8 protein-coding genes are annotated in these 13,180 nt (G+C 64.0%); 4 read left to right on the top strand and 4 right to left on the bottom strand.

The annotated features are described in order from the left end of the window. Positions 1-140 precede the first annotated feature (140 nt). Together PQR27_RS03705 and apbC are read right to left on the bottom strand one after the other, a co-directional pair. Positions 141-674: a superoxide dismutase family protein gene (locus PQR27_RS03705; protein WP_408522363.1), complete on the bottom strand. Its 534-nt coding sequence runs from the start codon at positions 672-674 to the stop codon at positions 141-143. 142 nt (positions 675-816) lie between these two features. Beyond that, complete coding sequence (apbC, locus tag PQR27_RS03700; protein WP_408522362.1) at positions 817-1,905, bottom strand: iron-sulfur cluster carrier protein ApbC; 1,089 nt, start codon at positions 1,903-1,905, stop codon at positions 817-819. 342 nt (positions 1,906-2,247) lie between these two features. Here apbC and PQR27_RS03695 point away from each other — a divergent pair, with 342 nt between their 5' ends. Next, positions 2,248-2,901, top strand: a complete 654-nt coding sequence (locus PQR27_RS03695) for a YiaD family glycine zipper/OmpA-like lipoprotein (protein ID WP_408522361.1) — start codon at positions 2,248-2,250, stop codon at positions 2,899-2,901. Between the two features lie 364 nt (positions 2,902-3,265). Next, complete coding sequence (gene metG, locus PQR27_RS03690; protein ID WP_408522360.1) at positions 3,266-5,404, top strand: methionine--tRNA ligase; 2,139 nt, start codon at positions 3,266-3,268, stop codon at positions 5,402-5,404. Positions 5,405-5,510: 106 nt separating this feature from the next. Here the strand turns inward: metG and PQR27_RS03685 are convergent, their stop codons facing one another. Together PQR27_RS03685 and PQR27_RS03680 are read right to left on the bottom strand one after the other, a co-directional pair. Continuing rightward, entirely contained in the window at positions 5,511-9,788 is a 4,278-nt protein-coding gene (locus PQR27_RS03685) for a translocation/assembly module TamB domain-containing protein (protein ID WP_408522359.1), read from the bottom strand. A gap of 28 nt (positions 9,789-9,816) precedes the next feature. Beyond that, positions 9,817-11,652, bottom strand: coding sequence for an autotransporter assembly complex protein TamA (locus PQR27_RS03680; protein WP_408522358.1), 1,836 nt, complete (start codon positions 11,650-11,652; stop codon positions 9,817-9,819). A gap of 380 nt (positions 11,653-12,032) precedes the next feature. Here PQR27_RS03680 and PQR27_RS03675 point away from each other — a divergent pair, with 380 nt between their 5' ends. Further along, on the top strand, positions 12,033-12,218 hold the full coding sequence (locus PQR27_RS03675) for a DUF3460 family protein (RefSeq protein WP_408525396.1): 186 nt from the start codon (positions 12,033-12,035) through the stop codon (positions 12,216-12,218). A gap of 4 nt (positions 12,219-12,222) precedes the next feature. Beyond that, positions 12,223-13,098 (top strand): segregation and condensation protein A, encoded by an 876-nt coding sequence (locus PQR27_RS03670; RefSeq protein ID WP_408522357.1) that lies wholly within the window; start codon positions 12,223-12,225, stop codon positions 13,096-13,098. The last annotated feature ends 82 nt before the right edge of the window (positions 13,099-13,180 follow it).

Genomic DNA, 13,180 nt, shown 5'->3' with positions numbered 1-13,180 from the left:
GCGCCCCGACGAAAGGCGCTTATTTTACGCGATCGGGAGAATGCTGCTGCAGGTAGGGCTGACAATCGCGCGCTACGCGCCCGGAGGCTCGCTGTGAAGCGCTCACGCGGCCACACACAACACGCCTGTGCGGCCGGCGCTTAAGGACGAATCAGACCGCACGCAAGCGCGGGGCCGGCGCCGTGCTGCGGATAGGCGTAGGGATCGGTCGCATCGTGATGCAGCAGCACCGCGCGCTGCAACACGGAGCGGATGCCATCGAGCGACACATCCGGCGCGACGATGAAGCCGGTTGCCACGCCATTCGAATCCGCATGAATGTTGCCGAGGTCACCCTCGACCCGCGCCCCGGCTTTCAGACGCTCGGCAGCCGGGGAAAACACCTGGCCGGCACTCGAACCGTCCGCCGCATTGCAGTCGCCGCGTTCGTGCACTTGCAGAGCGTGGTCGCTATTGGGCGGCATGCCGGAAAGGTTGTAAGTGACCTGCACGCCGTCAGAGCGCTCGATAAACGTCACGAGGCCGCGTGCCTGATTGCCCACGGTAGGCAGCAACTGCGCGTCCGCGCGCTTTTCCTGTGGTCTCAGGAACGCGCTACAGCCGCATAACAGCACACTGCTGGCAGCCAGGACGATGAACGCATGCACCGCCTGCCCGTCAATTCGTTTTCCCATGCGATCCTCTTGCCGGTCAGGCGGGCGCCCCTGCGTCCACCGAGCCGAACTCGTGAAGTCGACATGATACCGCGAGACCCGGCGCAAATTGACGCCTTGGGCGCGCTTTGGGCCCGCTTTGGGCCCTGATCCGAACGGGTACTCAGGTGTTCTGCACGACGATGTTGGGAAACTTCGAAGTCATATCGCGAGCCCGCTCGGCGATATGGATCGCCACCTTGCGCGCGATCGACCGGTAGATCTCCGCAATACGCCCTTCCGGGTCGGCCACCACAGTCGGCCGGCCCGAGTCGGCCTGCTCGCGAATCCCGATGTCGAGCGGGAGGCTGCCGAGCACATCCACACCGTATTCCTTGCCCATCCGCTCGCCGCCGCCCGCGCCGAAGATATGCTCTTCGTGGCCGCAGTTCGAGCAGATATGCATCCCCATGTTTTCGACGATGCCGAGAATCGGAATACCGACCTTCTCGAACATCTTGAGACCCTTCTTCGCATCGAGCAGCGCAATATCCTGCGGCGTCGTGACGATCACCGCGCCCGTCACCGGCACGCGCTGCGACAAGGTCAGCTGAATGTCGCCGGTGCCCGGCGGCATGTCGACGATCAGGTAGTCGAGGTCCTGCCAGTTGGTCTGCCGCAGCAGCTGTTCCAGCGCGGAAGTGGCCATCGGACCGCGCCACACCATCGGGTTATCCTGTTCGATCAGAAAGCCGATCGAGTTGGCCTGCACGCCATGGCCGGTCATCGGATTCATCGACTTTTCGTCGGGCGATTCGGGGCGGCCGGTGATGCCGAGCATCATCGGCAGCGACGGGCCGTAGATGTCCGCATCGAGAATGCCGACCGAAGCCCCTTCGCTCGCCAGCGCCAGCGCCAGATTCACGGCGGTCGTGCTCTTGCCGACGCCGCCCTTGCCCGACGCCACCGCGACGATGTTTTTGACGTTTGGCAAGAGTTTCACGCCGCGTTGCACGGTATGCGCGGCGATGTTCTGAGACACCTCGACGCGCGCGTCGACCACGCCCGGCACGGCGCGCAGCGCGTCGGCAAACTGCGTGCGAATCGCTTCGAACTGACGTTTGGCCGGATAGCCGAGTACCACCTCGACGCTGACTGTGTCACCCTCCACGCCGACGTTCCTGATGTTCTTGGCAGCCCCATACGGCCGGCCGGTGTTGGGGTCAGTGACGGCCGCGAGGGCGGCGTCGACCAAAGCCCGATCGATACTCATTGACACTCCGTGGGGAACACTCTCGGCGCGGCGGGATCGAAGTCACGGCCACGCGCCGGAATTGAAAGAAATTGTTAGGTGGCGTTGCTAAAACGAGGCGTGCCGGGCACCCTTCGGGCAGGCGGAAACGCCATGGGGTCGCATCGCTGCGAACTCCAGCTAGTATTGTAGTGGCTGGCGCCCAGCCTTGCCGGAAGACCCTTCTTGACTGTCGGACCGGGAGTCAAAAAGGCGTAGGATTTTACGTATTGCTGTTGAGCAGTCCGCTTCACTGGCGTCACGTTCGCCGCATAAATTTAACGTTATTTGCCGCTTTACTCGCTTCACTCAAGAGGAATCAAAATGAATGCAAAAATCATGACTCGCCTGGCTGTTTTCGCCGTTGCCAGTTCGTTGCTGGCCGGTTGCGCAACCGAACAGGGTACTAACACGGCGGTCGGCACGGGCGTGGGCGCCGGCACCGGTGCGGCGCTCGGCGCGATCTTCGGCGGCGGCAAGGGCGCGGCGATCGGCGCGGGCGTCGGCGCGGCCGTTGGCGGCGTCACCGGCTACAACTGGCAAGCCATTCACAACAAGCTGTCGGGCGCCACCAAGGGCACCGGCACGCAGATCACCGAACAGCCGGACGGCTCGCTCAAGCTGAACATCCCTAGCTCGGTCACGTTCGACACCAACAGCTACGCGATCAAGCCGTCGTTCGCACCGGTGCTGGATCAGCTTACGCAAACCCTGCAGCAGAACCCGGAACTGATCGCCCAGGTGATCGGCTACACGGATAGCACGGGGCAGCCGGCTTACAACCAGACGCTGTCGGTCAACCGCGCGCAAAGCGTGATCGGCTATCTGGGGCAACGCGGCGTGGCGCCGCAACGTCTGTCGGCTGAGGGCATGGGCCAGAACCAGCCAATCGCCGACAACAACACCGAAGCCGGCCGTGCAGCAAACCGTCGTGTGGAAATCTATCTGCGCGCCACGGCTCAGCACACAACGCAATAACTTAATGGCTTGAAAGAGGCTGAACAGCCGGGTGCCGGGCCCTTGGCGGCCGGTGTCCGATGCGCCGTAAAAAGCTGACCAAAGCGTATCTCGCACGAAGACGAAAAAAATTTCGAACTCTGCCGAAAATCCGCTGTCTTTCTTTACGGTACGTGGCTGGCTATGCCGCTGCGTCACCATTCTCCTCTTGTCGTTGTTGCTCCGGGGTTAATAACCCCGGTCTTTTTTTGGGCGCTCGGTTTTCATCGCCCGCCCAGTCTGACCCCGGTCTCCACGCTGCCGCGCCCCGGGCCGCCCGCGCCGCGCCCGTCGCCTGCCCTGCTAGAATCAACGTTTCGTCCCACCGCAGGCTCCCACCATCCTTATGTCAGCACCCGCAACCGATCGCTCCGCAGGCGCGCCGTCAGGCCGTCGCCAGATTCTTGTCACGTCGGCCCTTCCGTATGCGAATGGGCAAATCCATATTGGCCATCTGGTCGAATATATCCAGACGGACATCTGGGTCCGGACGCTGCGAATGCACGGGCACGAGGTCTACTACGTGGGCGCCGACGACACGCACGGCACGCCGGTCATGCTGCGCGCGGAGAAGGAGGGTCTCACGCCCAAGCAGTTGATCGACCGCGTCTGGCAAGAGCACAAGCGCGACTTCGATAGCTTCGGCATTTCGTTCGACAATTACTACTCGACCGATTCCGAGGAAAACCGCGTCCTGAGCGAATCGGTCTACCTCGCGTTGAAGGAAGCCGGCCTGATCGAAGCACGCGATATCGAACAGGCGTATGACCCGGTCAAGGAAATGTTCCTGCCGGACCGCTTCATCAAGGGCGAATGCCCGAAATGCGGTGCGAAAGACCAGTACGGCGACAGCTGCGAAGTATGCGGCTCGACTTATCTGCCCACCGAACTGATCAATCCGTACTCTGTCGTCTCGGGTGCCACGCCGATTCGCAAGACCTCGACGCACTATTTCTTCCGGCTCTCCGATCCGCGTTGCGAGAACTTCCTGCGCGCCTGGGTGAGCGGTCTGGCGCAGCCCGAAGCCACCAACAAGATGCGCGAATGGCTCGGCGACGCCGGCGAAGCGAAGCTCGCCGACTGGGATATCTCGCGCGACGCACCATATTTCGGCTTCGAAATTCCGGGCGCGCCGGGCAAGTATTTCTACGTGTGGCTGGACGCGCCGGTCGGCTACTACGCGAGCTTCAAGAACCTTGCCGACAAGCGCGGCATCGACTTCGAGGCGTGGATTCGCAAGGGGTCGACTGCCGAGCAGTATCACTTCATCGGCAAAGACATTCTGTATTTCCACACGCTGTTCTGGCCGGCCATGCTCGAATTTTCGGGCCACCGCACGCCGACCAACGTCTTCGCGCACGGCTTCCTGACGGTGGACGGCGCGAAGATGTCGAAGTCGCGCGGCACCTTCATCACCGCGCAAAGCGTGATCGACACGGGCCTCAATCCTGAATGGCTGCGCTACTACTTCGCCGCCAAGCTGAACAGCACGATGGAAGACCTCGACCTGAACCTCGACGACTTCCAGGCGCGTGTGAACAGCGATCTGGTCGGCAAGTACGTGAACATCGCGAGCCGCGCGGCCGGTTTCCTGATCAAGCGTTTCGACGGCCGCGTGCAGGACAGCGCCATGCAGCATCCGCTGCTCGCCACGCTGCGCGCCGCGGTGCCGCAAATCGCCGCGAACTACGAAGCGCGCGAGTACAACCGCGCGCTGCGTCAGACCATGGAACTGGCCGACGCGGTCAACGCGTACGTCGACACCGCCAAGCCGTGGGATCAGGCGAAAGACCCGGTCAACGCGGTCGCGCTGCATGAAACCTGCAGCGTGAGCGTCGAGGCCTTCCGTCTGCTGTCGCTGGCCCTGAAACCGGTGTTGCCGAAGCTGGCCGAAGCGGTCGAAGGCTTCCTCGCGATCGAGCCGCTGGTCTGGGCGGACGCCAATGTGCCGCTGAGCTCCACGCGCCCGATCAACGCGTACAAGCATCTGATGACACGTGTCGATCCGAAACAGATCGAAGCCCTGCTGGCGGCTAACCGCGATTCGCTGCAGGCCACGCCAGAAGCCGCCGCACCGGCCGACGCCAAGGTCAAGTCGAAGGCAGCGAAAGCAGCCGCAGCCGCGAAGGAAGACGAAGCACCGGGCATCATCTCGATCGACGACTTCGCCAAGGTCGATCTGCGTATTGCGAAGATCGTCGACTGCAAGGCAGTTGAAGGGTCGGACAAGCTGCTGCAACTGACGCTCGACATCGGCGAAGAGAAAACGCGCAACGTGTTCTCGGGCATCAAGTCGGCGTATCAGCCAGAGCAACTGGTTGGCAAGCTGACGGTGATGGTCGCGAACCTGGCGCCGCGCAAGATGAAATTCGGTCTCTCCGAAGGGATGGTGCTGGCCGCCTCCGCCACGGACGAAAAAGCCGAGCCGGGTCTGTACGTGCTCGAGCCGGATAGCGGTGCGAAACCGGGCATGCGCGTGAAGTAACGCTCGCGGCGCATCCGGCGCTATCTCCAGAATAAAAACGGCACGCTGTGAAAAGCGTGCCGTTTTTTTTATGCCTTCGCCGCCGCGGCGGCAAACACCTCCCAAATCACCACCGGATCCGGTCGAAGCGCCGCGTATAAAGCAGTTCGAGGCCGTCGAACGTGCCGCCGTACGCCGCGACCGACCAGTAACGCGTGAGGTTGACCGTTGCCTTGATCGCATTGCTCGCCGACTGCAAGCCCTGTTCGTAGCCGATCACCAGCCACTCGTTGATCGCCTTCGACACCATCACCACCTGCGGATCGGTCAGCCCGACTTCACTCCGGCCAATCGAAAACTCGTCCAGCCCAAAAGTCTGCGCAATCCGCTTGCCGCTCGCGCTGCCGAGCAACGCGAGCGCGGTGGTCATCGTGCTTTGCTGACCGACGTTATTACCTTGATCCGTGCCGTGCCCGAACAGCAGCCACGACAGCTTTTCGTTGTCCGGCACGTTCGGCTCCGACACCAGCTTGGCAACCGGGAACTGGATCGTGCCGGTGACCTGCACGCCCGCCTCGACCTGCTGGTTACGGCGCATTGCCAGAATGTTGATACCCGGATTGGCCACCGGCCCGTTGAACGTGAAGAAGCCGTTCTCGATGCCGAGCTTGCGGCCGAACGCGGTGTAAGTCGAACCCGGCGTCACACGCACATTGCCGACCGCGCGCAACGGCAGATTCGGCGCACTCATCGCGGTGATCGTGCCGGTCAGGCCGAGATCGGCGCCCTGTCCGCGGAAACGGAAGTTGTCGCCGAGACTGATGTCGATATTGGCGCGCGGCGCGAACGGTCCGATCGGCTTGTTGGTGCCGGGCACGGGCGGCGGCTTTTCGCCCGCCACCGTGCCGTCCGGACGCACCACCACGACGTCGTCGCCAAGCGACGGCGCGGATTGCTCCGGCATATCGAACAACGCGTGATCGACCACGAACTTGCCGTTGATCGCCATGCCGCCCTCGGCGCCCGCGTTCGCCACGCTCGCGCTGCCCGACAGCGACAGGTTGCGGTCCGGTGCGGCGAACAGTTCCAGTTTGTCCGCGACGATGCTCGCGGTCAGATCGGGCTGTGCACCGTCCAGCCGCACACGGCCGGTGGCGCGCAGCGTGCCGCTTGCGCCGTGAAATTCGACCTGCTGGAAATCCACCAGGTTGTGCGACAGCGCGATGCGCACCACGCCATCCTTCAACTGCACGCCCTGATTGACCATCGTCGCCGACAAACCGTCGCCGAGGAGCGAGCCCGTCAGATTCGGCTTGGCCACCGTGCCGCCGAGCGCAAGCTTGAGCGCGAGGTGCCCGTCGAGCAGGTAGCTCGGGCCGAACAGGCCGCCAGTCGTTTTCAGGGACGGCACGTTGGCGTTCACATTGCCGCTCAGCGCGCCTTCTTCGTTGACGGTCATGAAGCCGTCCCGCAGCACGAGAGTGGTGTGGGCGTCGGCATCGATCACGCCGATCCGGCTTGCCTGCGCACGCACGGTCGCGCTGAGCTGGTTGCCACCGCTAAATTCGGCGCGCGCGGTGATATCGGTAATGCCGAGCGACGCCAGACCACGGCCGATTTCGACCGTGACGTCGCCGCTCCGGCGTTTTAACTGGACGTGGCCGCTCGCGGTATTGCCGAGCGTGAAATCCCAGTCGCCGTCGAACACCAGATCGGTTTTGACGGCCGGCGGCGTGCCGGTCATCTCACGCCGCAGATCCTGCAGGCGCGCGACCGAAATGTCGGTCAAAGTCCCCGCCGACTGGATCTTGCCGTGGTCGAAGATGAACGATTTGAGGTTCAGTACGGCCCCTTCGAGCGTGAGACGCGTCGCGCCGAGCGTGACACGCTCCGGCGCGGCGCTCACGGCAAGCGGCACCTCGAGATTCAGCGCCGGCGTGCCGCGATTCTGCAGACGGCTCACGGTGCCGTCCCACCGCGTGCCGTCGCGTGCTTCGGTCAGCTTGCCGTTGGCGGCGAGCGTCAGATCGAGCGGCCGGTCCTGCAGCTTGCCGGTAGCCGCTGCCTCCAGCGTATGGTTCGCCCGCGTGCCGGACAGCCGCGCCGTGAGCGTGGTCAGATCGACGCCGCCTGCGCTCAGGTTGCGCGCGTCGGTGGTGAAGACGAGCGCGCCGTTCGCGCCGTCGCGCAGTTCGGCGTGACCTTCCGCATGGCCGATCCGATTGGAGCTGAATACCACGCTGTCGGCCTTGTAATTCAGCACGACATCCGGATGCGCGAAGGAACCGGTCACGTCGCCGTCCGCCTCGACCAGGCCCGCGAGGCCGAAGCCGAGGCGCTCGAGTTGCGGCGCGTCGACGCGAAACCGCAGCCGGTCGCCGCGCGCGCCGAAGCTGCCTTGCAGATCCACCTGGTTGCCGGCCACCGACAGATTCGCGCGGCTCGGCAAAATCCGCGAGCCGGCGAGCTGGACCGTGCCGCCGCCGGTTAGCGGCAGGCCGTCGTAGACGCTAGGACCGAGCTTGAATTCCGCCTTGGTGGTGAACACAGGGCCCAGCATGCCGGCTGCCGTCAGCGTGCCGGTGACGCGCGCTTCGATCTTGCGGGCGGGCGGCGCCGCTTTCGACGGTCTGGGCGGCGTTTTGCGCTGCACCACCTCGGTTTTCACCACGGCCCTGGCGGTGTTCTTCACCACCGCCGCGGCCTGATCGCCGGGCGCTGCGCTCTTCGCGCCGGCCGTGCTGCCCGCGGTGCTTCCCGCGCTCGCCGCCACGCTGGGTGCCGCGTTGGGCGCCTTCGCCGCACGCGCCGTGCTCGTCGCACTTGTCGCGCCCGTCGCTTTAGCGTTGCTTGCCGGGCTGCTCACCGGCGTGCGCGACGGCATCTGCGAAGTCAGCGTCAACGGGTCGAAATCGGTCAGTTGCGCTTTCAGGTTATAGGTGGAGTTCGCGTCGTGCTTGAGCGCGCCGGATAGATCAATGCGGCCCTTGCCCGACGTGATGCGCACGTCGTTGAAACTCATCCGCGCGGGATCGAACGTCACCTTGCCCTGGGCACGCAGCCCGGCTTTCGGGTCGGCGAGATCGAGCGTGAGGCTCTGCACGTCGTCATTCAGGCGGATGCCGATCGGACCGGAAAGCTGCGTGGGACGGACGGTCGCCTCAAGCGCGTTCAGGTCGAGCCCGGCGACCTTCAGATCGAACTGGCCGTGCTTGCCGGTCAACGCGCCGCCGCCCGTCAGCGTGGCGCTTTTTACGAGCCGCACATTCAGGTTCGAGATGCGCTGCGCCTGAGCGTCGAGGCGAACATCCGCTTGTGCATCGATCAGCGGCAGCAGGTTCTGGTCGATCGCACCGGGCCTGGCGTTGACGATCGAAACATGGCCGGCCACAGCGAGACTGTCAGCGGATTTTTTGGCCGTAACGTCCCGCCCGACCGGCTGCAACTCGGCGCGCACCGCGAGATCCGCCAGCGGCGCGCCCGGCGCAAAAGCCTGCGGGTTGATGTGATCGAAAGTCAGCGTGGCGCGTCGCAATGGCACCTCGCCAAACGGCGACGCCTCGACACGCGCATGCCCGGCCAGTTTCATGCCGCTGGCGTCGAGCTCCGCAATGAGATTTTCCAGCGTGCCCGTCAGATGACCGCCAACCTGCACAGGCTCGTCGTTGACCTTGCCTGAATAGCCGATGTCACCGGTCAGCGGAAACGGCCGCACGCCGTCTAGCTTCGCCGCCGCCGTCACCACGCCGAATGGCGTGTCGAGCCGTTCGATCGCGGCCTCGTGATGGCGCCCGTCGCTGCGGCCATGAAACATGAAGCGGGAGAACTCGGTGGTCGAGCCGCCCTGCCGCAACAGCAGCTTGTCGACCTGCACGTCGCGGACCTCGAGCTGCAACGGCAAGCGCAAGTCTTGCGGCAAGGTCAGCGGTCCGCTGCTGCTCGACGAGGACGAGCCAATCCGTGCGTCGATCGTGCCGACGTGCAGATAGTCGATCGCGAAGCGCCAGGGCTTGTGCGTGAGCGCCCAGCGGCCGGCCACCCGGTCGACCTGAATATCCGTGCCGCTGCCGTCGAGGCTGCGCCAGCGCACTTGCCGCAATTGCAGGCCGTTCGCGAGCGCGCCGCTTTCCAGCGTGCCCGTCAGTCTGCCGCCGAGCAGCCTGACCGCCGCCTGCCACGCGTACGCCGTGCCGCGCTCGGTGGTCAGCGCGCCGTACAGCAGGCCGACCGCCAAAGCGACCAGCAGCACCAGCACCGCGAACGTCCATGCAAGTGTTTTCAGCAGCACACGGCCGGGCCGGCGCCGGGGCGGCGGCGACTCGGGTGGCTGCTGTCCGGGCGGCTCACCTGGCGGATGAGCGCCGGGCGGCTGCGCAGGCGGTTGGTCGGAAACGTCCGTGGTCATGCGTCGATCATGTAAAAGCAGGTTTCCATCAGAAGGCGATGCCCAGCGTCAGATACGGCCGCACGCTCTTGTTGCGAATCCCGTACGCGACATCCACATTGACCGGGCCGACCGGACTGCGCCAACGCGCACCCACGCCGACGCCCGGATAAAACACTTTCTCGCCCCATGTGTCGGTGGCCGTGCCCACGTCGAAGAACGCCGCTGCGCCCCAGTCGTGGCTAAACCAGTGCTGATACTCGGCTGCCGCCGTCACGAGGTATTTGGTTGGCAGCACCGAGCCGTCGACGTTATTACCAATGCTCTGATAGCTGTAGCCACGTATCGAATTGGAACCGCCCGCGCGGAACAGCAGCGAAGCCGGAATGCCGCTCGAACTGCCGCTCGTGAACACGCCGCCGAGTTCCGCGCGGAACAGCACGAGATCTTCCTTGCCGATCGGCAGGTATTGCTGACCGCGGGCGTAACCGCGTATGAAGGTCTGATCGGTCAGCACGCCCTTGATCGCGAAGCCCGCCTCGACGTGAATCAGGTTGCCCTTGCGCGGGAATAGCGGGTCGTCGGTATTGCGCCGCGTCCACGACCACGACGGCACCAGCGCGCGGCTGGTGGTCGGCGCGAACGCGTTCTGGTCGAGCCGGTCCTGGTAGTAGAGGATCGAATAGTTGTAGTCGATGAACTGCGAGGTACGGGCCCGCTGCACGCCGCCACGGATACTGTAGATGCGCGTGTCGGATACATCTGTCGTGGTGTAGGACGCAAGCACGCTGTTGGTCCACGCACGCGGACCCGGCGGCATGGCGAGCTGGATTTGCCCGTATTGCTGGATCTGGTCGATGCGCCCCTCGACCGTAAACGGCCACGCTTTGCCAAAGGTGTCGAGATACGAATACGAGCCCTGAATCAGCGGACCGTTGTCGGTCGAATAACCGACCCCGCCGCGGATACTGTTGTAGGGATACTCCGACACTTTCACGTGCACCGGTGTATTGACCGGTTTCTCCGGATCGCTATCCACGTCGATCGCCACGCTCGCGTAGTACGGCGTGTTCTGCAACTGACGCTGCAATTCGGTGACGCGCTGCACGTCGTAGATGTCGCCAACCGAAATGGGATTCACGTTGTCCACGATCTGCTCCGGATAACGGCGCGTGCCGGACACGTCGAGCTTGCCCATCGTGAAGCTCGGGCCGCTGTCAAAGGTGACCGACAGTTTTGCCTCTCGCGTGCGCGGGTCGATGCGCGCCTCGGAGTGGTAAATCTTCGCGCCGAGATAGCGGTGCGCCTGCAACGCTTTGAGCGAGGCGTTCTTTGCGTCGTCCCAGCCGCCCTGCGTGAACGGATCGCCTTCATGCAGCGAAAACGCGAAGCGCACGGTGTTTTCCTGGGCCGGATCTTCGGTCAGCACCGGGCCGCGAAACGACAGCGAAATCGACGTAATGACCGTTTGCGGGCCTGGATCGACGCTCACGGTGACCTGCTTTTTTTCGTCGACGGTTCTCACGTCAGTGCGAACGACCGGTGAGAAATACCCTTGGGTGGCGGCGAGATCGCGCACCTGTTGAGGGGTGGCGGTGATGAGGAACTCGAACTGGTCGCCGCTGACGTCGGCGCGTTTGGCAAAGCGTGCAATGTCCAGATGCGCTTCGAGCAGCTTGCGCAGCGAGCGTGGCGTGGCTTCGATCTCGACCTTGTAGCTGGCGCTGGCGCGCGCGGCCTGCGCGTCGGCCGCGACCAGCGTCAGCATGACGACGCCAAAAGCCAGCCACGCGCGCAGCCAGCGCCGCATGGGCGCGAGGCGCCCGCGCCCGGCTCCGGCTTTAGCGTGCCGCACATGCGGCGTTTCGATCGCGCGCCCCGCCAAACAGGACCTCCGGCCGTGGTTGATGAATTCTGTCGCTCAGGCTCGCCGCGGCGGCCGAAGCTCGCTATTTGACCACATCGGCAAGGCCGCGCATCTCTTAAACAGGCGTTTGGAGCAAGCCGGGACGGCTGGCCCTTCAGCCTATGCGCGCTATTTCCTGCCTTATCCACAATGAGGCGAACGCCGCCGGGCCAACGCCGCGCCCGCCTTCGACGCGCCGCCGCAGCATGGGTTCCAGACGTTTTCACAGGCTGGCCGCCCAGACCCGCCGCCGATTTTCGACCGCGCCCAGCGCATGCGGTAAAATCATAAAAATAGTAGCGATGCCCCGCGGATTCCTGCCGGGCAAACGCCATTTCACCCATCACGGACGTCGAGCCATGTATCAATCGGACATCACCCAGTTCCTGAACCAGCTCAAGCAACAAAAACCGACTCTGGAAGCTGAACAGCGCCGTGGCCGCGCGCTGCTGTGGGACAAACAGCCGATCGACCTGGAAGAACGCGCCGAGCAAAAAGCCTCGCGCGTAGAGCAGACGCCTTACTCGTACTATCAAAACTTCTAAGCGCGTGAGTCACGCCGACGAGGCACAGGGCGCCGCGCCGGTCCCGGCCGACGCCGCGCTTGCCGCGCCCGCCACCGATTCGACGCCCGACGTTGTCGACGGCATTGCGTTTGCACGCCTGTACGGCGAGCCGCTCTTCAAGCTGCCGACGGATCTGTACATTCCGCCGGACGCGCTCGAGGTGTTTCTCGAAACCTTCGAAGGTCCGCTGGATCTGTTGCTGTACCTGATCCGCAAGCAGAACTTCAACGTGCTCGACATCCCGATGGCGGATGTCACCGTGCAATACCTCGGTTACGTCGACCAGTTGCGCCAGACCAATCTCGAACTCGCGTCCGAGTATCTGCTGATGGCCGCCATGCTGATCGAGATCAAGTCGCGCATGCTGCTGCCAGTGAAAAAGGCCGACAGCGGCGATGAAGTCGAAGATCCCCGCGCGGAACTGGTGCGCCGCCTGCTTGAATACGAGCAGATGAAACTCGCCGCGCAGCGCATCGACCATCTGCCGCAGTTGGGCCGCGACTTCCTGCGCGCCGACGTCTATATCGAACAAAGCATTACGCCGCGCTTTCCGGACGTGAACAGCGAAGACCTCCGCGCCGCGTGGGCCGACGTGATCAAGCGCGCGAAGCTGGTCCAGCATCACAAGATTTCGCGCGAGGAGTTGTCGGTGCGCGAACACATGAGCACCATCCTGCGGCGCCTGCAAAACGCGCGCTTCATGGAATTCTCCGATCTGTTCGACACCAGCAAAGGCGTGCCGGTGGTCGTGGTGAATTTCATTGCCATGCTCGAGTTATGCCGTGAATCGCTGGTCGAAATTACCCAGGCAGAGCCGTTCGCACCGATCTATGTGCGCCTCGCCTATCTGCCGGCCTGAAGCTCCCGAACGGCGCTCAGTTCCGCGCCACCGGAGAAGACACCGCTTTTCGGTGCGGCAGGCCAACAAATCCACTACAATC

It is taken from the genome of Paraburkholderia fungorum (assembly GCF_046027215.1).
GTDB lineage: Bacteria > Pseudomonadota > Gammaproteobacteria > Burkholderiales > Burkholderiaceae > Paraburkholderia > Paraburkholderia fungorum_D.
Note: the sequence above shows the minus strand (reverse complement) of the source record. Positions and strands in the feature narration are given on the sequence as shown.